Origin of the sequence: Marinobacter sp., from assembly GCF_041686475.1 — a bacterium.
Lineage (GTDB): Bacteria > Pseudomonadota > Gammaproteobacteria > Pseudomonadales > Oleiphilaceae > Marinobacter.
This window is the reverse complement of sequence record NZ_JAWLDU010000001.1, coordinates 85,948-105,222: the sequence shown is the minus strand read 5'-3', so window position 1 is coordinate 105,222 and position 19,275 is coordinate 85,948. Positions and strand designations below refer to the sequence as shown.

21 protein-coding genes are annotated in these 19,275 nt (G+C 57.4%); 15 read left to right on the top strand and 6 right to left on the bottom strand.

All coding sequences use genetic code 11. The features are described 5' to 3' along the window. Window positions 1-28: 28 nt before the first annotated feature. From ACESMB_RS00445 to htpX, 3 genes are all read left to right on the top strand, one after another. Entirely contained in the window at window positions 29-1,243 is a 1,215-nt protein-coding gene (locus ACESMB_RS00445; protein WP_372925737.1) for a pyridoxal phosphate-dependent aminotransferase, read from the top strand. Between the two features lie 9 nt (window positions 1,244-1,252). Further along, window positions 1,253-1,714: a hypothetical protein gene (locus tag ACESMB_RS00440; RefSeq protein WP_372925736.1), complete on the top strand. Its 462-nt coding sequence runs from the start codon at window positions 1,253-1,255 to the stop codon at window positions 1,712-1,714. Window positions 1,715-1,811: 97 nt separating this feature from the next. After that, a complete protein-coding gene (gene htpX / locus ACESMB_RS00435; RefSeq protein WP_372925735.1) occupies window positions 1,812-2,693 on the top strand; it encodes a protease HtpX in 882 nt (293 codons plus the stop codon). 10 nt (window positions 2,694-2,703) lie between these two features. On the opposite strand, the gene pdxB is transcribed toward htpX, so the two are convergent. From pdxB to ACESMB_RS00420, 3 genes are read right to left on the bottom strand one after another with little or no spacing between them, the layout of a single operon-like run. Next, on the bottom strand, window positions 2,704-3,858 hold the full coding sequence (gene pdxB / locus ACESMB_RS00430) for a 4-phosphoerythronate dehydrogenase PdxB (RefSeq protein WP_372970685.1): 1,155 nt from the start codon (window positions 3,856-3,858) through the stop codon (window positions 2,704-2,706). A gap of 19 nt (window positions 3,859-3,877) precedes the next feature. Next, on the bottom strand, window positions 3,878-5,164 hold the full coding sequence (locus tag ACESMB_RS00425; RefSeq protein WP_372970684.1) for a DEAD/DEAH box helicase: 1,287 nt from the start codon (window positions 5,162-5,164) through the stop codon (window positions 3,878-3,880). Window positions 5,165-5,170: 6 nt separating this feature from the next. Next, window positions 5,171-5,749 (bottom strand): elongation factor P hydroxylase, encoded by a 579-nt coding sequence (locus tag ACESMB_RS00420; RefSeq protein ID WP_372925732.1) that lies wholly within the window; start codon window positions 5,747-5,749, stop codon window positions 5,171-5,173. A gap of 151 nt (window positions 5,750-5,900) precedes the next feature. Between ACESMB_RS00420 and dsbD the strand changes: the two genes are divergently transcribed. Then, window positions 5,901-7,805, top strand: coding sequence for a protein-disulfide reductase DsbD (gene dsbD, locus ACESMB_RS00415; protein ID WP_372970683.1), 1,905 nt, complete (start codon window positions 5,901-5,903; stop codon window positions 7,803-7,805). A 9-nt stretch (window positions 7,806-7,814) separates the two neighbouring features. On the opposite strand, the gene tusA is transcribed toward dsbD, so the two are convergent. After that, complete coding sequence (tusA, locus tag ACESMB_RS00410; RefSeq protein WP_372925730.1) at window positions 7,815-8,054, bottom strand: sulfurtransferase TusA; 240 nt, start codon at window positions 8,052-8,054, stop codon at window positions 7,815-7,817. Window positions 8,055-8,141: 87 nt separating this feature from the next. Here tusA and ACESMB_RS00405 point away from each other — a divergent pair, with 87 nt between their 5' ends. After that, window positions 8,142-8,429, top strand: coding sequence for an antibiotic biosynthesis monooxygenase family protein (locus ACESMB_RS00405; protein WP_372925729.1), 288 nt, complete (start codon window positions 8,142-8,144; stop codon window positions 8,427-8,429). Window positions 8,430-8,445: 16 nt separating this feature from the next. Here the strand turns inward: ACESMB_RS00405 and rlmM are convergent, their stop codons facing one another. After that, on the bottom strand, window positions 8,446-9,522 hold the full coding sequence (rlmM, locus tag ACESMB_RS00400) for a 23S rRNA (cytidine(2498)-2'-O)-methyltransferase RlmM (protein ID WP_372970682.1): 1,077 nt from the start codon (window positions 9,520-9,522) through the stop codon (window positions 8,446-8,448). Here rlmM and ACESMB_RS00395 point away from each other — a divergent pair. Beyond that, window positions 9,447-9,704, top strand: coding sequence for a 7TM-DISM domain-containing protein (locus tag ACESMB_RS00395; RefSeq protein WP_372970681.1), 258 nt, complete (start codon window positions 9,447-9,449; stop codon window positions 9,702-9,704). The genes rlmM and ACESMB_RS00395 overlap by 76 nt on opposite strands. On the opposite strand, the gene ACESMB_RS00390 is transcribed toward ACESMB_RS00395, so the two are convergent. Further along, the gene (locus ACESMB_RS00390; RefSeq protein WP_372970680.1) at window positions 9,649-10,347 is read right to left on the bottom strand and encodes an alpha/beta fold hydrolase; all 699 of its coding nucleotides are present in this window, start codon (window positions 10,345-10,347) and stop codon (window positions 9,649-9,651) included. The genes ACESMB_RS00395 and ACESMB_RS00390 overlap by 56 nt on opposite strands. A gap of 223 nt (window positions 10,348-10,570) precedes the next feature. Here ACESMB_RS00390 and ccoN point away from each other — a divergent pair, with 223 nt between their 5' ends. From ccoN to ACESMB_RS00345, 9 genes are all read left to right on the top strand, one after another. After that, window positions 10,571-12,001 (top strand): cytochrome-c oxidase, cbb3-type subunit I, encoded by a 1,431-nt coding sequence (ccoN, locus tag ACESMB_RS00385; protein WP_372970679.1) that lies wholly within the window; start codon window positions 10,571-10,573, stop codon window positions 11,999-12,001. A 15-nt stretch (window positions 12,002-12,016) separates the two neighbouring features. Further along, window positions 12,017-12,625, top strand: coding sequence for a cytochrome-c oxidase, cbb3-type subunit II (ccoO, locus tag ACESMB_RS00380; protein ID WP_372970678.1), 609 nt, complete (start codon window positions 12,017-12,019; stop codon window positions 12,623-12,625). 5 nt (window positions 12,626-12,630) lie between these two features. After that, window positions 12,631-12,816: a cbb3-type cytochrome oxidase subunit 3 gene (locus ACESMB_RS00375; RefSeq protein ID WP_372970677.1), complete on the top strand. Its 186-nt coding sequence runs from the start codon at window positions 12,631-12,633 to the stop codon at window positions 12,814-12,816. Then, window positions 12,813-13,703, top strand: a complete 891-nt coding sequence (gene ccoP, locus ACESMB_RS00370; RefSeq protein WP_372970676.1) for a cytochrome-c oxidase, cbb3-type subunit III — start codon at window positions 12,813-12,815, stop codon at window positions 13,701-13,703. The genes ACESMB_RS00375 and ccoP overlap by 4 nt, the downstream gene beginning before the upstream one ends. A gap of 133 nt (window positions 13,704-13,836) precedes the next feature. After that, window positions 13,837-15,270, top strand: coding sequence for a cytochrome c oxidase accessory protein CcoG (gene ccoG, locus ACESMB_RS00365; RefSeq protein WP_372970675.1), 1,434 nt, complete (start codon window positions 13,837-13,839; stop codon window positions 15,268-15,270). 42 nt (window positions 15,271-15,312) lie between these two features. Next, entirely contained in the window at window positions 15,313-15,828 is a 516-nt protein-coding gene (locus tag ACESMB_RS00360) for a FixH family protein (protein WP_372927648.1), read from the top strand. Next, a complete protein-coding gene (locus ACESMB_RS00355) occupies window positions 15,825-18,272 on the top strand; it encodes a heavy metal translocating P-type ATPase (RefSeq protein WP_372970674.1) in 2,448 nt (815 codons plus the stop codon). Before ACESMB_RS00360 ends, ACESMB_RS00355 begins: the two co-directional genes overlap by 4 nt. A 32-nt stretch (window positions 18,273-18,304) precedes the next feature. Further along, the gene (gene ccoS, locus ACESMB_RS00350) at window positions 18,305-18,559 is read left to right on the top strand and encodes a cbb3-type cytochrome oxidase assembly protein CcoS (RefSeq protein WP_372970673.1); all 255 of its coding nucleotides are present in this window, start codon (window positions 18,305-18,307) and stop codon (window positions 18,557-18,559) included. Next, window positions 18,559-19,257 (top strand): sulfite exporter TauE/SafE family protein, encoded by a 699-nt coding sequence (locus tag ACESMB_RS00345; RefSeq protein WP_372970672.1) that lies wholly within the window; start codon window positions 18,559-18,561, stop codon window positions 19,255-19,257. Before ccoS ends, ACESMB_RS00345 begins: the two co-directional genes overlap by 1 nt. Window positions 19,258-19,275 lie beyond the last annotated feature (18 nt).

Below are 19,275 nucleotides of genomic sequence, written 5' to 3'. Positions count from 1 at the left end.
CGTCTTTAACTGAGGAATAACCGGGCTTATGCAGAACTATCTCAAATCCGCCAAGCTGGATAACGTGTGTTACGAGATACGTGGCGTGGTTCTGCGCGAGGCCCGTCGCCTCGAAGAAGAGGGCCATCGGGTTCTCAAACTGAATATTGGTAATCCTGCCGCTTTCGAACTGGACGTTCCCGAGGAAATCCAGCAGGACGTGATCTACAACATGCATCTGGCCCAGGGTTATGTGGAATCCAAGGGCCTGTTTTCCGCCCGCAAGGCGGTGATGCATTACTGCCAGCAAAGGGGCATCGACAAGGTCGATATCGACGATATCTTCCTTGGTAACGGCGTCAGCGAGATGATCGTGATGTCCATGCAGGCCATGCTCAATACCGGCGACGAAGTGTTGATTCCTGCCCCCGACTACCCACTGTGGACGGCGGCTGTAACCCTGTCCAGCGGCAAGCCGGTGCATTACCGCTGCGATGAAGCCCAGGACTGGTTTCCGGATATCGATGATATCCGCAAGAAGATTACACGCCGTACACGGGCCATCGTACTGATCAACCCCAATAACCCCACGGGGGCAGTCTACTCCCGCGAGTTACTGGAACAGGTGATTGAACTGGCCCGACAGCACAACCTGATCGTGATGTCCGACGAGATCTACGACAAGATTCTTTACGATGGCACTGAACACATTCCCACCGCCTCGCTAGCGGACGATCTGCTTTTCCTGACCTTTAACGGGCTGTCCAAAAACTACCGGGCTGCAGGCTACCGTTCCGGCTGGATGATCATCAGTGGCGCCAAACACCGTGCAAGGGACCTGATCGAGGGCATCGAAATGCTCTCCAATATGCGGCTGTGTGCCAACGTACCGGCCCAGCTTGCCATCCAGACTGCTCTCGGCGGATACCAGTCGATTGATGACCTGGTGGCGCCGGGCGGCCGTCTGTTCGAGCAACGGGAAACCGCCTGGAACCTGCTGAACGACATTCCGGGTGTCAGCTGTGTGAAACCCAAGGGCGCACTCTACCTGTTCCCCAAGCTGGACCCGAAACGCTTCCCCATCGTCAACGACGAGAAGCTGGTCCTGGACCTGCTGCTGCAGGAACGCATCCTTCTGGTCCAGGGCTCGGCCTTCAATATCGACGACAAACAACACCTGCGTGTGGTATTCCTGCCCCGGGAAGATACACTGGAGGACGCCATGAAGCGCCTGGCACACTTCCTGTCTTCCTATCAGCTGTAAGGGGGTTGCATGGCGGATATTCATATTGAAGAGTTCTACAAGGACGCCGCAATCGCCCTTGTGCAGCTCTACAACGCGTTCCCCCGCCGGGTAAATCTGTTCGTGGAGGATATCGCAGGTTCCGACGAACCCGATGAATTCGGCCTCCACAGCAAGCGGCATATGGCGTGCTTCGGTACCCTGCTCTGGCTGGCAGAAGAAGGGCTGCTGCGCTACGTGGATACCATTCGCCAGGAAGCGCTCGACCAGGCTGTGCTCACCCAGCGGGCTTTCGTACGTATGAGCTCTCCCGCCAGCCCGGACCTGCAGGAAAAGGACATACCGCAAACTGGCCAGGATCTGCCTCCCGCCATCCGGGAAGACTTTTCCACCCACATCCATATGCTCCGCACGGCACTGCGAAGTGGCAGCTCAGCCAGGATCAGCCGGGTGATGCAGGCGACTTTTTTTCGCGATAAAACCGATCATTAAATCAGCGTAAACCTGTTGAACAAGGCATCACTGGCCACATATAAAGGCTCAGGTGCAAACCGTTGTTTGCGGCGGATCATTCAACAAGGAATTCAAGATGCGTATTCTGCTTTTTCTTGCCACCAACCTGGCAGTCATTCTCGTTGCCAGCTTCACCCTGAAGCTGCTGGGTGTCGACAGTTATCTGGCCCAGAACGGGATTCAGTATGGCTCGCTGCTGGCCTTTGCCGCCGTTTTCGGCTTCGCCGGTGCGATCATCTCGCTACTGATTTCCAAGAAGATGGCCAAATGGAGCACCAAGGCCAGGGTGATCGAATCACCGCGTACCCCTGCAGAACGCTGGTTGATGGATACTGTGCGCGAGCTGGCGAAGAATGCCGGCATCGGCATGCCAGAAGTAGCCATCTTCCCGGCGACCCAATCCAACGCCTTCGCGACCGGCTGGAACAAGAACAACTCCCTGGTGGCAGTCAGTGAGGGCCTGCTGCACCGCTTCAACAAGGATGAGATCCGCGCAGTACTGGGCCATGAAATCGGCCACGTTGCCAACGGAGACATGGTGACACTGGCCCTGATTCAGGGCGTGGTGAACACCTTCGTGATTTTCGCATCCCGGGTAATCGGCTCGTTCGTGGACCGCGTGGTATTCAAGAACGAGAGCGGCCACGGCATCGGCTTTTTCGTGGTGAGCATTGCTGCGGAGATCGTGCTCGGCATCCTCGCCAGTACCATCGTGTTCTGGTTTTCCCGCCGCCGGGAATTCCGGGCTGATATTGCCGGGGCCCAACTGGCAGGCCGCGGCGCGATGATCAACGCACTGGCGCGGCTGAAACAGGAAAGTGAGGTGCCGGACCAGATGCCGGACAGTCTTCAGGCGTTTGGTATTAACCGGGGCGCACGTGGCGGGCTCAGTGCGCTGTTCATGACCCACCCTCCTCTCGATAAACGGATCGAAGCTCTGCAAACAGCTCAGCTTTGACGACGGGGAACTAGAGTTTCAGCTTGAAGCCAAGGGCCCGGAAAGTATCCTGCATGGACTTGCTGGTGCCCTTGAGCTGGATCTTGACGCTGGAGAACTCCCGCCGGACCGGATAGTCCCGGCGCAGCCGATCAAACGCCGGCGCTTGTTCGTCGGTGGGCAGTGACATCGCCAGACGCATGCGGGCATCGTCCCGGCGCGGATCGTAGCAGGAGCGGATGGCAATGTTCGACGAGTCCATTTCCTCGGCTGCGCTGGTGAACGAGAGCTTCGCCAACGCCGGCTCCGGCAGGAACTGCCCAGCCTGCTTACGGGCAGGCAGTCCCATGTAGCGGCTCAGGGCCTGGTACACCATTTCACTACCCTGCACCTTGCCTTCCAGGCTGTAGCCGGCAATATGGGGCGTTGCCAGCCATACCCTGTCGAGCAACCCTGCGTGGATCCGCGGCTCGTGCTCCCAGACATCCAGCACAACAGCAGGCGCATTGGGCTCCTCCAGCCGCCCCAACAGGGCAGAGCCATCAATCACCTCGCCACGACTGGTGTTAATCAGCAACTGATGCTCCCTCAGCGCTGCCAGCCGCTCCCGCCCAAACAGGTGCAGCGTGGGATAGTCGCCCTCACGTGTCAGGGGAGTATGCAGGGTCACCACATCACAGGCCATGGCGTCTTCCAGGCTGACGAATTCCTGCCCGTCGCCATTTTCCTGTTCAGCACGTGGCGGGTCGCAACACAGCACGTCAAAACCCAGCCGGTCCAGCTTGTGGGCAAGTTCGCCACCCACGTTACCGGCACCAACGATACCGACACTGAGTTTTGACCAGTTAGCCACACCGCGCCTTTCGGCATGCAGGGAAATCACCGACAGCACGTATTCAACCACGCTGTTGGCGTTGCACCCGGGTGCTGCCGAGAATGCAATGCGGTTGGATGACAGCCATTGCCGATCAACGTGGTCGGTGCCAATCGTGCAGGTGCCAACAAAACGCACCCGGCTGCCTTCCAGCAGCGCCTGGTTGACCCGGGTCACTGAACGGACCAGCAATATGTCTGCGTTCTGCACATCGGCTGCCGTCATTGTGCGCCCGGACACCCGGCAAATGTCGCCGATGTCGCCGAAGAAGGAATCCAGCAAAGGTATGTTTTCGTCTGCTACTATCCGCATGATCCTGCTTCCCGACCCCTTAATTCCTGCGCTGGCGCTGGCCACCACTCCGGCCACCCTGGCTGCGATTGCCCTGGGGGCGGCGGCCACCGCGCTTTCGACTGATGGGCGGTTTTTCCAGCGCTGTCATCAGTTCTTCATCAGGTACGGCGGTGGTGAGCTTCTGGCTGATGTAGGATTCAATCGCCGGCAATGAATAGGCATCATCCTCACTGGCGAAGCTGACAGACACACCATGCTTGCCGGCCCGCCCTGTCCGCCCGATCCGGTGAACGTAATCTTCCGCATTATCAGGAAGATTGTAGTTGAAAACATGGGTCACACCGTCCACGTGAATACCGCGCCCGGCAACATCGGTTGCCACCAGCACCTGAATGCTGCCGTTCTTGAACTGCTCCAGGGTCTTGAGGCGTTTGTTCTGGGCAATTTCACCGGACATCAGTGCAACCTTGACTCCCTGGTTACGCAGATCCTCATCCAGATCACGACACTGGTCACGGCGATTGGCGAACACCAGGGCTTTGTCGACTTCCGGACGCTTGAGATAGTTCACCAGCACCGGCAGCTTCTCGTCCTCACCCACCAGGTAGACGGTCTGCTTCACCCTTTCGGCGGTTTTCTGTTCCGGCTCGATTTCCACGAATTCGGCGTTGCGGGTCCACATGGAGGCCAGGTTAAGCACGTCCTGGTTAAAGGTGGCACTGAACAGCAGGGTCTGGCGCTCTTCCTTGGGTGTACATTTGCGGATAATGCGCTTCACATCCGGAATAAAGCCCATATCGAGCATCCGGTCAGCTTCGTCCAGAATCAGGATGTCCAGCTGGTCCAGAAAAACGTCCTGGGAGCCAAGGAAGTCGATCAGGCGCCCCGGTGTAGCCACGAGGATATCAACGATCTCATTCTGCAGCTGATCACGCTGCTTGTCGTAGTTCATACCCCCCACTACGGTAACCACGTTGTGGCCGGTGTAACCACAGAGTTGTTCCGCATCTTTTGCAATCTGCATGGCCAGCTCACGGGTGGGCGCCAAAGCCAGCACCCTGGGCTCGGACGCAAATCGGTCCTGTTCCGGAATGGGAGTTTCCAGCATGCTCTGGATAGCGGTGATCAGGAAGGCTGCAGTTTTACCGGTGCCGGTCTGGGCCTGGCCAATCAGATCCTGGCAGGCCAGTGTCCACGGCAGCGTTTCCGCCTGAATCGGCGTACAATGTTCGAAGCCGATATCGGTAATGGCATCAAGTACTCGCTGGTCCAGGTTCAGATTCTTGAAAAGTGTTTTGCCGGCTTCTGGTGCGTCAGATGTCATATTGCTTCAATTTACCTCGGTTTCTGTGGCGGAACATTCGGGCATCAGGCGCCTGGTCTCTTTTTTCCAGACTTTATTGAAGCCAGCCTCTGTTCCGTAAAATGTCCTGAGCTTATGGAAAAACAGGCCAGCGCGCGCCGGCATGCCTTGCTTCAGGTAATCGTTGGCCTGCGCCGTGACGTTCCTGCGGAAGGCGCCTTCGTCCCATGCCCCGCTACCGGACAGGTTGTCGACGCTGACGTGAAAGCGGGCACCTGCTGCAACCGAAAACAACCATTCCAGAGCCTGTGGTTTGATCTCTGCTTTCTCAAAGGCCCGCTGTTGCTCCGCGCTGCGACCATCAGGGCAGTACCAGTAACCAAAGTCCCGTAGTGTGCGCCGGTACTCACCGGCAATGCACCAGTGGCTGATTTCATGCAGCGCGCTGGCATAATAGCCGTGAGCAAAGATAATACTGGCGCAGCCGTCAGGCTCTGTTGCCGGCAAATACTCGGGTTCATCGCTGCCCCTGACCAGAACAGTCCGGTGTTTTGCCCGGAACAGGTCATTAAACAGCATGATAAGATCATCTGGATCATGTTTCATGGGACCGGTATTGTGCGACTTTAGACGATTCAATACCAGAGGGAACTTTTGCCCGACAACTGTGTCCATTGCAACCTGAATCGGCGTGATTTCAACCTTTCGGGGCACGGCGCCAAACACTCCCGGATTCACCAACGGTACGCTATCGACTATGACAGGCAGCACAACAACCTCATGCAGTATTGCCCCCGCCCGGGTTTTGAGCCGCTTTCTCCTGTTTCTGGCATTGTCCTTCTTCTCCGTTCTTGCCGCTGGAGCTGGCAACTCCCTGTTCGGAAACAACAACGATTTCCTGCCCGTTGATGAAGCCCTGCCCTTTAGCTCTTCCACAGAAAACGGCGCTGTGGTGCTGTCTTGGGACATTGCTCCGGACCACTACCTGTACCAGGGCCGTGTCGACGTCAGCAGCAGTACCGAGGGCGTCGAACTGGGGGAACCGGAATTCTCCTATACCGGTACCGACACAGAAGACGAGTTTTTTGGCAAGGTCACCGTATTCTACGAGCCGGTCGAGGCCCGTGTTCCGGTAACGCTGCCCGAGGGCGTCCGTGAGGCAGAACTTCAGGTAACCTACCAGGGTTGCGCCAATGCCGGGCTCTGCTACCCGCCCCAGACCCGCGATGTGCTCTATTACGCCGGCGCTTCCGACGACTCAGTGCCTGCAACAGCGGGCAGCTCGGGAAACCCTGCCTCAACCGGCAGCAGTCAACCGCCTGAAGACACGTCAACGGCAACCGGTCTGGCGGGTTTTCTCGCCAACCAGTCCATGCTGGTTATTGCCGGCCTGTTTCTGCTCCTGGGGCTGGGGCTGACGTTCACCCCCTGTGTGCTGCCAATGGTACCGATCATTTCATCACTGGTATCATCCCGTAACACCAGCACAACCGGCCATGCGCTGCTGCTGTCCGGCAGCTACGTACTGGGCATGGCTCTTACCTATGCAGCGGCGGGCGTTATTACCGGCCTGCTCGGGGCCAGCTTCAATCTTCAGGCGCAACTGCAATCTCCCTGGGTTCTGGGCGTGTTCGCAACGCTGTTTGTAATCTTTGCCCTGTCCATGTTCAATCTGTTCGAGATCCAGCTGCCGCGCTTCATACGCGAACCGCTCAACGATGCCAGCCATCGCCTCACCGGCACCCGCGTGGCCAGCATCTTCGGTATCGGGGCGCTGTCGGCGCTGATAGTGTCGCCCTGTGTTTCTGCACCACTCGCCGGCAGTCTGTTATACATCAGTACCACTCAGGACGCGGTGATCGGCGGTGTTGCCCTGTTTGCCCTTGGCCTGGGCATGGGCATTCCGCTGATACTGGTAGCCGTTGGCGGCCGCAAACTGTTGCCCTCGACAGGCCCCTGGATGAACGTTGTCAAAGCCTTCTACGGCGTCATGTTGCTGGCAGTTGCCATCTGGCTGATCGAACGAATGGTACCCGGTTGGGTGTCACTGACGCTTTGGGGACTGCTTGTCGCCATCACCGGTGTACAGCTGGGAGCATTCGACGCCGCCAGGGCTGGCTGGGAACGTACCCGCAAGGGTATGGGACTGGTCATGTTTGCGTATGGTATTGCACTGCTGGCCGGTGCTGTATCCGGCGCCAATGATCCCCTCAAGCCTCTTGCAGCCTTCACTGCAGCAAACCAGCCGGCAAGCGGAAGCGCCTCGGCCGGGACAGCAACCAGCCATGCAGAGTTTACCCGGCTGGAATCACCACAGGAGATTCGTGATGAACTGGCACAGGCCAGTCGCAGTGGCACACCGGTGATGCTGGATTTCTATGCCGACTGGTGCATCTCCTGCAAGGTTATGGAGCGTAACGTGTTCAGCGACGGCACCGTTATTCAGGCGCTGTCGCCCTACCGGCTGCTGCAACTTGATATGACCGATAATACCCCCGAGCAGCAGGCGCTGATGGATGAGCTCGGTCTGTTTGGCCCTCCGGCTATCCTGTTCTACAACGAAAGTGGAGCGGAGCTGGAGACAGCCCGCGTTCTGGGCGAAATGGACCGCGACCAGTTTCTCGGTCACCTGGATACGCTGGAGCTTTCTGGCGAATCCTGACGATCGCGTTCAGCTACCCCTGCGGATGAAGAACACGAAATCTTTTCCATCTTCACCGCTGTGCACCAGCTCATGGTTGAGAAACTGACAGAATCTCGGGATATCCCTGGTTGTCGATGGGTCCGTTGCCACCACCTTCAATACGGCCCCCGGGCTGATCTCCACAATCCGGTTATGTAACAACATCACCGGTTCCGGACAAAACAGCCCCCGGGCATCAAGCTCTGCATCATATTCCGGGTATGCCAATGTCGTTCCTCCTGAAATTCCAGCTGAAATTTGAAAAAAACGTGCTAAATTATTGTTTATAGCTGTCAAAACAATACGAGGTAAACAATGATCCGGGTGCTGATTGAACGCCATATCGCCGAATCACTCGAACCTGTCTACGAGGAGAGGTCCCGCAGGGTTCTTCAGAACGCTGTGGCCGCCCCGGGCTTTGTGTCCGGCGAAACCCTGGTGGATACCCACGATCCGAACCATCGCTTTACGCTCGCCAACTGGCGCTCGGAAGCAGACTGGCAACGCTGGTTTCTGTCCGAGGAACGCCGTGAACTGATGGCCCAGCTGATTCCGATGATGGACCGTGAAGAAATCATCACGGTGCTTCGCCACAGCGACTGATTCCGGAGACCGGCGCTCAGTCCAGGCGTTCGATAAAGCAAGTGATCTCCTCACGGTCATGATAGAGGTGACGGGCCCTGATACGGAAGTTCATTTCTGTCAGGGCCAGGCCCTGGTCCAGAATGTCCCGGCAGATCAGCCACTCGTCATATCGTTTCTTCATCGGCAGCTTAAGGTTGAAGACGGTATAGCGGCACAGTTTCTGGTTCAGCCATTCGACGGCCATTGCCGCGGTGCGGCGCGGATGATCGACGATATCGCAGACCATCCAGTCCACACCCCGCCTGGGCCGCCACTGGTACCCGTCTGCCCCGATGTGGTGAACATGCCCCGATGCCATCAGCTCCGCATTCATTGGCCCGTTATCAACCGCCGTTACCATCATGCCCTGCCGGACCAGTTGCCAGGTCCACCCGCCCGGTGCCGCCCCCAGATCCACCGCCTGCTTTCCACCACCGAGGTAGGCAAGCTCCTGTTCCGGGGGCAGGAACACTTTCCACGCCTCTTCCAGCTTCAGAGCTGAGCGGCTGGGAGCCGAAGCCGGCAGGCGTAAACGGGGAATACCGCTGACGAAGCGGGCCCGGTTACAGGCCAGACTGACGCCGGCAATCACCCTGTTGAATCCGAGCAGCAACAGTTCAAGACGGGCCGGCGATTGTGCCTCGCGATCCGGTTGCAGTATGCCCGCCCCTCTCAGCCCTTTTGAAAGTGGCGACACCCATTTGCGGGCAAAGTTGCCAAGGTCGGGGTCGCTGTTGTTTTCAGGTAACCGGATTTCAACCCTTGCACAGGCCGGGAATTCTGAATCCAGCGACTTCAATGCATCTATGACAGCGCCCACACGGTCAGTAGGTGGTAGCGAGACCTCTGCCAGAACGACAAACCAGTCCCTGACAAACACCAGCGTATGAACGGACAGCGTCGCCAGCAACGTGTCTGCCGAAGCAGGCCCGGGCAGGTTGAAGACCACAAAGCCCTGGGCGCTACCGGGCTCAAAATAGCCGTAAATCCCGTTTAATGCCGCCGCATCAGTCAGCTCGCGACCGGCCTCGATTTCGAAGCCCGGCCGGCAAAAGACAATCAGTTGTTCCATCCACCACCTCAACTGGGCCCGTTTCAGGAACCCTCAAACGCAACTACCCGCTTCTTGACCAGATCACCTTCTGGCAATCTGGCCAAGACAGCCCCGCGGCCGTCATCACTGGAGACCAGCACCCGTTCATGTCGCGGGAAATAGACTACCGGTATTTCCTGACTCACCGGGGCTGCGCATAAAGTCTGCCGCCAGGCCTGCTGCCCGCCGGATCAAATCGTCATGCCTCTGCGATTGCCTTGCCAGCGGTCGGTAATCATGGTCTCCGCCTTCCAGCCAGGACAGACTCACACTCCCCAATGAACCTATACCCTGCTCTTCTACCTCGTTCTTTCGGCCAAACGGATCCCTGGTGCCCTGAATAACCAGGAATGGGCGTTGAAGATCCTCAAGGTGCCCGGTTCGCCAGCGATCCTGCTTGCCAGGCGGGTGAAACGGATACCCGAAACAGACCGCACCGCGAATTCCAGCCTGAATCTCCCCCCCGGCAATCATGTAGCTGGCCATTCTCCCCCCCATGGACTTGCCGCCGACAAAGACAGGGCCGTCGTCGGCCGACTCAGCCAGTACACAAGCGACAGCCTCACGGAAATATTCCAGTAACACTGGCTGGCGATCCGGGGGCCTTTTGCGGCCGTCCTGCCGGCGCTTTTGCATATAGGGAAATTCAAAGCGCAGCACGGTTACACCCTGTTCAGCCAGTGCTGAAGCCAGGCTTTCCATGAAGCCGGAATCAGCAGGGGCACCGGCTCCGTGGGCAAGCAATAGCCTGGGCGAACCGGGGACCTTTTTTGCTTCAGCCCGGAAAAATATTACGGGTTTCACAGCATCTCCAATTAATGTCTATGATTAGTTGCGTGGGTAACGGTATATCCGAAGGTTTCCGGCCTTGTCTTTTGCATTAACAATTACTCTAATATATTCGCCATGTTACTGATTTAGACGCATTTGACAGGGCCAGCAAGTTGATCTGCGTCATTGCAAACAGCTAATGCTTTCTCCATACTTGCGCCCGCATATTCCCCACTCTAAACCCATTGGTAAGGCTATGAGCACAGTAAATGCAAACCTGACATACAACTACAAGGTGGTAAGACAGTTTGCCATCATGACAGTGGTATGGGGGATTGTCGGTATGGCCCTGGGCGTGCTGATTGCAGCACAACTGGTCTGGCCCGCCCTCAATCTCGACCTGCCCTGGACACATTTCGGCCGTTTGCGGCCGTTGCATACCAACGCCGTTATCTTCGGCTTTGGTGGAAGCGCGCTGTTCGCTACAGCCTACTATGTGGTGCAACGCACCTGCCAGGCCCGTCTGTTTTCAGACGCACTGGCGGCGTTTACCTTCTGGGGCTGGCAGGCCATTATCGTGGCTGCAGCCATTACCCTGCCAATGGGACTGACTACTTCCAAGGAATACGCCGAGCTGGAATGGCCCATCGATATTGCCATCACGGTGGTCTGGGTCTGCTACGCGCTGGTGTTCTTCGGAACCATCATGAAGCGCAGCACCCCCCACATTTATGTGGCCAACTGGTTCTATGGCGCATTCATCATTACGGTCGCCGTGCTGCATCTCGGTAACAGCATGGCGCTGCCGGCAACGGCCTTCAAGTCCTATTCGGCCTACGCTGGTGTAACCGATGCGATGATCCAGTGGTGGTACGGCCATAACGCCGTTGGTTTCTTCCTGACTGCTGGCTTCCTGGGCATGATGTACTACTTCGTGCCCAAGCAGGCCAACCGTCCCGTCTATTCCTATCGTCTGTCGATCGTCCACTTCTGGGCACTGATCGCAACCTATGTATGGGCCGGCGGCCACCACCTGCACTACTCCGCCCTTCCTGACTGGGCGCAGACTGCAGGCATGGTAATGTCCCTGATTCTGCTGGCACCCTCCTGGGGCGGCATGATCAACGGCATGATGACCCTGTCAGGTGCCTGGCACAAACTGCGCACTGACCCCATCCTGCGCTTCCTGGTGGTCTCCCTGTCGTTCTACGGCATGTCCACTTTCGAAGGCCCGATGATGTCCATCAAGACAGTGAACGCGCTGTCCCACAACACTGACTGGACTATCGGGCACGTTCACTCCGGTGCGCTGGGCTGGGTTGCCATGATCAGTATCGGTGCTGTGTACCACTTGATCCCCAAATTGTGGGGCGTGCAGGCGATGTACAGCACTGCAATGATCAACGTGCACTTCTGGCTGGCAACGGTCGGTACCGTACTGTACATCGTCGCCATGTGGGTGAACGGCATCATGCAGGGCCTGATGTGGCGTGCTGTCAACGAAGACGGCACCCTGACCTACAGCTTTGTCGAGGCACTGGAAGCCTCCTACCCGGGCTACTTTGTGCGTTTCCTTGGCGGCGTGATCTTCCTGGCCGGCATGCTGGTAATGGCCTACAACGTCTACATGACCGTGCGTCAGAAAGATGCGGTTGCTCAGGACAACACAGCAGCGCAAGCGGCGTAACGGGAGAGATTGCAGATGAAACACGAAATTATCGAGAAGAACATCGGGATAATGATCGTACTGATTATCCTGACCATCAGTGGCGGTTTCCTGGCAGAAGTTGTGCCTCTGTTTTTCCAGAAGAGTGTTAATGAACCGATAGAAGGTCTTGAGCCACTGTCGGCACTCGAACTGGAAGGCCGGGATATCTACGTTCGTGAGGGCTGCCACGTTTGCCATACCCAGCAAATCCGACCGTTCAGGGCCGAAACCGAGCGCTACGGCCACTACTCCGTCGCGGGCGAATTCGTTTATGACCGCCCGTTCCTGTGGGGCTCCAAGCGTACCGGTCCTGACCTGGCGCGTGTCGGTGGACGCTACTCCGACGCCTGGCAACGTCAGCACCTGTACGATCCCCGTAGCGTAGTCCCGGAATCCAACATGCCTGCTTTTCCATGGCTGTTTGAGGACCGGATAGATCACACTGACACCGAAGCCAAAATGAGGACGCTGCAGACGCTGGGCGTTCCGTATACCGACGAGCAGGTCGCAGAGGCTGCGGACGAAGTGCAGGACAAATTCGAAATCGAAGCTCTGGTCGCGTACCTGCAACAACTTGGTACCGTGATTTCAGAAACACGGTGATAGCAATGGATTTAAACGACTTACGCGGCATTCAAACGCTGATCATCATGGCCATGTTCTTTGGCATCATCTGGTGGGCCTACAGTTCTCACCGCAAGAAAGCCAATGAAGAAGCGGCCCACCTGCCTTTTGATGATGATGAGGTGGAGAAGCGTACTGTAGAACAGGAAAAAACGGAGAAAAAACGATGAGTACCTTCTGGAGCATCTGGATCAGCGTGATCGTGCTGGGTACTGTGTTTGGTTGCTGGTGGCTGCTTTATGCCACCCGCAAGAGCCAGACGTCTGATACTGAAACCGACAGGACTATGGGCCATTCTTTCGACGGCATCGAGGAGTACGACAACCCCCTGCCGAAGTGGTGGTTCTATCTGTTCCTTGCTACCTGTATTTTTGCGCTTGGATATCTGGCCCTCTATCCCGGACTGGGTAACTTCAAGGGTCTGCTGGGTTGGACATCCACCAACCAGTGGGAAGCCGAAGTTCAGCAGGCTGATGCGAAGTACGGTGAGCTTTACGCTGAATTCGGTGAGACACCGGTGGAGGAACTGGCGGAAAACGACGATGCCATGAAAATGGGCCAGCGGCTGTTTGCCAATAACTGTGCTACCTGTCATGGTTCCGCTGGCCGGGGTTCCCTGGGTTTCCCGAACCTGACCGACGATGACTGGCTCTATGGCGGCGACCCTGACTCGATTCTGACCACGCTTCACGAAGGCCGCAACGGCAACATGCCCGCCATGGGTACCATGCCGAACATGACCAGCGAACAGGTCGACCAGGTTGTAAACTTTGTACTGAGCTACAGTGGCCGGGAAAAGGATGCCGAGGCGGCAGAGAAGGGTGAAGAGGTCTTTGCCCAGGCCTGCGTTGCCTGTCATGGCGATGACGGCAAGGGAAATCAGGACCTTGGTGCCCCGAACCTGACCGACGATACCTGGCTTTACGGCTCAACCTATGACTGGATCAAGGAAACCGTTGTCAATGGCCGTCAGAACCAGATGCCCGCACAGGGCGGCCGGCTCACTGACGACCAGATCCAGATTCTGGCCGGGTACGTCTACAGTCTGGCCAACTGAGCATCCAGCCGGGGCCTCTGGCCCCGGCCCGGTCTGCTCAACCCTGTGTCTGCCCTTGCGGGCACAGGCTTGAGAAGATCCCCTGCCCCACAGGTCCCTGTGATATGGGCACCACATCATCGGGAGGTTAACGATGAGCAGTGAGATTCCGGTTAAACAGGTTGACCCATCCTCTGACGCCTCCGATAACAAAAACAAAAACACCGGAACTGTCGAGTTATACGCCAGCCGCAAGAAGATCTACGTAAAAGAAGTCAAGGGCTTCTTTCAACGCATCCGCAATGTCAGCCTGACGGCATTGATGGGCATGTATTTTCTGTTTGTCTGGATAACTGTGGATGGTCAGCCGCTAATCCATTTTGATCTTCCGGCCCGGGAATTCCACCTGTACGGTGCTACCTTCTACCCTCAGGATTTCATCCTGCTATCCGGCATGCTGATTATCTGTGCCTTCGGCCTGTTTTTCATTACGACTCTGTTCGGCCGGGTATGGTGTGGTTACACCTGTCCGCAAACCGTATGGACCTTTATTTTCATGTGGGTCGAGGAGCGTATCGAAGGCGGCCGCAACAAGCGGATGAAGCTGGACAAGGCTCCGCGTTCGGCTGAAAAAATTGCCAAGAAATCGGCAAAGCACACGGCATGGCTGTTGATTGCGCTCGCCACCGGTATCACATTTGTGGGTTATTTTTACCCCATCCGCGAGCTGATCACAGACCTGTTTACCGTGCAGGCCAATGGTTGGGCCTACTTCTGGGTGGCCTTTTTCACCGTGGCGACCTACCTGAACGCAGGCTGGATGCGCGAGCAGGTATGCCTTTACATGTGCCCGTATGCCCGCTTCCAGTCCGTAATGTTCGACCCCAATACCCGGATTGTGTCCTACGACCCCAACCGGGGCGAACCGCGAGGCAGCCGCAAGAAGGGCGTTGATCCCGCCGAACTTGGGCTGGGCGACTGCATCGACTGCGGGCAATGTGTTCAGGTCTGCCCCACCGGCATAGACATTCGCGATGGCTTGCAATACGAGTGTATTGGCTGCGCCCTGTGCATCGATGCCTGTGACGAAGTCATGGACAAGATGAATTATCCACGGGGGCTGATCCGCTATACCACAGAGAACGAGCTGGAAGGCAAAACATCCAAGCTCCTGAGGCCTCGCACATTTGGTTACGGACTGGTCCTTGTGGCAATGATGGCGGCCATTACTGTTACCATCATGACGCGTGTTCCCGCGCAAATGGATGTGCTCAAGGATCGCGGCGCACCCTTCGGTTACAATGGCGACGGCCGCGTTGAAAACAGCTACACCCTTAAAATCGCCAATATGACCGAGGTACCGCACACCTTTACGATTTCGGCTTCGGGTCTTGAAGGCATCCGGGTGTTAACCCAGGACACTGTCACCGTCGAAAGTGGCGAGAATCGCTCTGTGCCAACCGTGGTGGACGTCGATCCCGAAATCATATCAGAAAGCAACAATGCGATTGTGTTCCGGGTTGAATCACAATCGGACGAATCTCTGATACTTGAAACTGAAAGCCGTTTTGTCGGTCCTAATCGCTGATCGCGGATTCGTCGTCCGCGAACAGCAACGAGAGATACAACTATGACTGAAAGTACTTCAACAGGCCCCTGGTATCGCCAGCCCTGGCTTCTGTTTCTGCTGATCTTCCCGGGAGCCGCGATTGTCTGGTGCACGATTGCCATCACGGTGGCACTCAACAGCCAGAATTCCATGGTCACCGATGATTATTCCAAGGAAGGCCGTGGCATCAATATGGAAATTGCCCGGGATGAAACTGCGAAAAATCTGGGTCTGAGCGCGGAAATGGCCTTTGAAGAACGGCAGATTAACCTGTCGGTGGATACCTCAGACGGTCGCGCTGATTTTCCATACCTGATCCTCAATCTTTTTCATCCAACCATCGCCGAACGTGACCGGACCGTCCAGTTCCGCGCCATTGGCGAAGGTCAGTATGTGGCGAACCTGAACCAGTCCATCGAGGGCCGCTGGTACTTTGATCTTCGGGGCCCGGACAACGACTGGCGGCTGAAAGGTGAGTCCAGTCTGCCATCTGATCGCCCATTGACACTCGGCGTGGGCGCTGAAGACCGCGGGTGACCCCCTTGGACTGTTTCCACTGTGGCGAGCCCGCGCCCGGCAGACCCGCCATCACGCTCGATCTCGAGGGTGAATTACGCCACTTCTGCTGTCAGGGCTGCAAAGCCGTTTGTGAGACTATCCGTGCGGAAGGTCTCGATGGTTTCTATCAGTTCCGTACCGAAAATGCGGTAACACCCAGGGAGCTGACAGCCCCGGAGCTCGACCGGATACGAGAACTGGACCACCCGCTGGTCCAGAAGTCATTCGTTTCGCCTGTAAAAGCCGGTCAGGAAGCAACACTGTTAATCAGCGGCATCACCTGCGCCGCCTGCATATGGTTACTGGAAAACCATATGGCAAAACAGCCCGGGGTGATCTCCTTTTCCGTCAACCACAGCACTCAACGCGCCCGGCTGGTCTGGAACCCGGAACAGGCCAGGCTCAGCCAACTACTGATCGCCATCCACGAACTGGGTTATCGCGCCCGCCCCTATCAGGCCGACGAAGCCGAACAGGCGCTGAAAGCTGAACACCGTTCGATGCTGATTCGACTGGCCGTTGCCGGTATCGGCTCATTTCAGAGCATGATGCTGGCTTTTCCATTATATTTTGAACTGATCAACGATCTTTCCGACGATTTCATCGGCTTCTTTCGCTGGTTCGGTCTTCTTGTCGCTACGCCGGTGGTGCTCTACAGCGCCAAACCCTTTTTCCGCAATGCCTTGCGGGATATCACTTCCCGGCAGTTCACCATGGACCTGCCTGTGGCCATTGCCATTGGTATCGCCTACGTGGCCAGTGCCTGGGTCACCGTTTTCGGGGGTGACGAGGTTTATTTTGAATCGGTGTGTATGTTTACCTTCTTCCTGTTGCTTGGCCGCTACGTTGAAGTCCAGGCCCGCTATCGGGCCGGCCTGACCGGCAACGCCCTCGCGGGTTTCCAGCCTTCGGTTGCTTCGCTGGCGCGCGATGGCGAAACCGATATCGTGCCGGTCCACGACATCAAGCCCGGTGATATTGTCCAGGTTCGCCCCGGGGAAACCCTGCCGGTGGACGGGGAAATCGTGTCCGGGGAATCCACACTGAATGAAGCGGCTCTTACCGGCGAATATCTGCCGGAAACCCGCCGGCCGGGCGACACCGTGCATGCCGGTAGCGTCAACGGGGAGAACCCGCTCAACGTTCGCGTTGTGCGCGCCGGCGCCCAGACTCGCCTGTCGGGCATTTTGCGGGTGCTTGACCGGGTACAGGCCGAAAAACCGCCCGTGGCTCGCCTGGCAGACCGCATTGCCGGCAAATTCATCAAGCAGGTACTGATACTGGCCCCCGTTGTCTGGGGCGGCTGGTGGCTGGCAGGCGCCGACAATGCCTTCGACATTGCCCTTGCCGTACTCGTGGTAACCTGCCCCTGTGCTCTTTCCCTGGCAACCCCAACAGCCATCACTGCTGCCACAGTCAGGCTGCGCAAGCTGGGGTTCCTGCCTACCCGTGGCCATACGCTGGAATCCATGAAAACCATCGATACCGTGGTGTTCGACAAAACCGGCACCCTGACCCGTGGAGAGCTGTCATTAACCGATAGTCTGGCTTTCGGTGATACGGACATCGACCACTGCCGGAAAATCGCGGCAGGGCTGGAAAAACATTCGGAACACCCCATTGCCAAGGTTTTCCACGAACAACCCTCGGTAACGGTCACCGACGTTACCAATCATCTTGGGGGTGGTCTGTCCGGAAAACTGGATGGGCGGAACATTTATATCGGCCATAAGGCCTTTGTCGCTGGCAAGACTTCGGCTCAACCACCGGAAACCGAGCAGCCGCCCGGCATGGAAATCTGGCTGGCAACCGACCAGCAATGGCTGGCCAGCTTCCGGATGGACGACCAGATTCGTGACGACGCAGCCGAAGCAGTCACAGCCTTGCAGCAAGCCGGCGTGCAAACCATCCTGCTCAGCGGCGACCGATCCGGCCATGTGCAACAGGTTGCCGAACAACTCGGTATCGACCGTGCGATTGGTGAGGCCTCCCCCGAACAGAAACTGGAGGTGCTGAACGGGTTGCGTGAACAAGGGCACCGGGTAATGATGGTCGGCGACGGTCTGAACGACCTGCCTTCTATGGCCGGCGCCGGTATCTCGGTCGCCATGGGTGCCGCTGCCGACCTGACTCAGCTCAAGGCTGATGCCGTGTTGCTGAATGGCCAGCTAATGCAGCTGCTGGAAGCCATGAAAACCAGCCGCCAGACCCGGGATATCATCCGGCAAAACATGGCCTGGGCGCTGGTTTACAACCTTCTTGCCCTGCCCCTTGCCGCCGCCGGCTTTGTAACGCCCTGGCTGGCTGCCATTGGCATGTCAGCCAGTTCCCTGATTGTGGTGCTCAATGCGCTGCGTCTCAGCAAACCACCTGGCAAGAGCAAGCCTTTACAGGTACAACAGACACTTGCAACCGCAGCGTGACGCACAACCGCTCTGCTTTTTGAGGAGGTAGCGTGAAAATTGTCTTTATACTCGTGCCATTGATGCTGATTCTCGTCGCATTGGGGTTGGTTCTGTTCTCCTGGGCTGTGAAAAACGGCCAGTACGACGACCTGGACGGGCCTGCCCATCGCATTCTCTACGATGATGACAAGGACAGGATTCCGGACGACGCGAAGCAGCCGAAGCAGGAAACCGCTTCCCGCGTTAAGCGGCCCTCCGGAGATGAAACCGAAGACAAAGACGCCGGAGAAGACAAGAAAGCCTGATGGGTGAAGAACTATACCTGAGTTACTCCAGCGCTTTCCTCATCGGACTGCTCGGCAGCACCCACTGCCTGAGCATGTGCGGGGGGATCAGCGCTTCATTGTCCATGGCGCTGCCTGTGGGTCGAGGGTTCCGCCTTCGACAGACCATCATGCTGCTGGCCTTCAACGGAGGCCGTATCGGCAGCTATGCCATCATTGCTGCACTGATTGCCCTGCTCAGTACCAGTGCCACGGGCTACTGGACACAACTTGGCCCTGTACTGCGAACCCTGGCAGGCGTACTGCTCATTCTGATGGGGCTTTCCATGGGACAATGGTGGCAGGGAATCCGTTACGTTGAGCGCATAGGCGGGCCTGTCTGGAAACGTCTCTCGCCCCTGACCAGCCGCGTTCTGCCGGTGCATCATGTGCGCCAGGCGCTGGCGCTGGGAGCTCTCTGGGGCTGGCTACCCTGTGGTCTGGTCTACAGCACGTTGGGGTGGGCCGCGCTGCAGCCCACCGTCGGCAGCGCCGCCACGACCATGCTGTTTTTCGGCCTGGGCACCCTGCCCTCCATGCTGGCAACCGGATATGCGGCCACCTGGATCCGCAGGCTCAGGGAGCAGAAACACTTTCGACAGGTGGCGGGTCTACTCCTGATCGGCTTCGGTATCTGGACCCTGCCGATCACCGCAATGATGCATTCGGGGCATGGCTAGAGCATCAGCCGGCGCCAC

Bases quoted from the DNA above. Each gene is read 5' to 3' on its own strand.
- ACESMB_RS00445 (WP_372925737.1), top strand. From the start codon at position 29: ATGCAGAACTATCTCAAATCCGCCAAGCTGGATAACGTGTGTTACGAG.
- ACESMB_RS00440 (WP_372925736.1), top strand. From the start codon at position 1,253: ATGGCGGATATTCATATTGAAGAGTTCTACAAGGACGCCGCAATCGCC.
- htpX (WP_372925735.1), top strand. From the start codon at position 1,812: ATGCGTATTCTGCTTTTTCTTGCCACCAACCTGGCAGTCATTCTCGTT.
- pdxB (WP_372970685.1), bottom strand. From the start codon at position 3,858: ATGCGGATAGTAGCAGACGAAAACATACCTTTGCTGGATTCCTTCTTC.
- ACESMB_RS00425 (WP_372970684.1), bottom strand. From the start codon at position 5,164: ATGACATCTGACGCACCAGAAGCCGGCAAAACACTTTTCAAGAATCTG.
- ACESMB_RS00420 (WP_372925732.1), bottom strand. From the start codon at position 5,749: ATGAAACATGATCCAGATGATCTTATCATGCTGTTTAATGACCTGTTC.
- dsbD (WP_372970683.1), top strand. From the start codon at position 5,901: ATGACAGGCAGCACAACAACCTCATGCAGTATTGCCCCCGCCCGGGTT.
- ACESMB_RS00405 (WP_372925729.1), top strand. From the start codon at position 8,142: ATGATCCGGGTGCTGATTGAACGCCATATCGCCGAATCACTCGAACCT.
- ACESMB_RS00395 (WP_372970681.1), top strand. From the start codon at position 9,447: ATGCCGCCGCATCAGTCAGCTCGCGACCGGCCTCGATTTCGAAGCCCG.
- rlmM (WP_372970682.1), bottom strand. From the start codon at position 9,522: ATGGAACAACTGATTGTCTTTTGCCGGCCGGGCTTCGAAATCGAGGCC.
- ccoN (WP_372970679.1), top strand. From the start codon at position 10,571: ATGAGCACAGTAAATGCAAACCTGACATACAACTACAAGGTGGTAAGA.
- ccoO (WP_372970678.1), top strand. From the start codon at position 12,017: ATGAAACACGAAATTATCGAGAAGAACATCGGGATAATGATCGTACTG.
- ACESMB_RS00375 (WP_372970677.1), top strand. From the start codon at position 12,631: ATGGATTTAAACGACTTACGCGGCATTCAAACGCTGATCATCATGGCC.
- ccoP (WP_372970676.1), top strand. From the start codon at position 12,813: ATGAGTACCTTCTGGAGCATCTGGATCAGCGTGATCGTGCTGGGTACT.
- ccoG (WP_372970675.1), top strand. From the start codon at position 13,837: ATGAGCAGTGAGATTCCGGTTAAACAGGTTGACCCATCCTCTGACGCC.
- ACESMB_RS00360 (WP_372927648.1), top strand. From the start codon at position 15,313: ATGACTGAAAGTACTTCAACAGGCCCCTGGTATCGCCAGCCCTGGCTT.
- ACESMB_RS00345 (WP_372970672.1), top strand. From the start codon at position 18,559: ATGGGTGAAGAACTATACCTGAGTTACTCCAGCGCTTTCCTCATCGGA.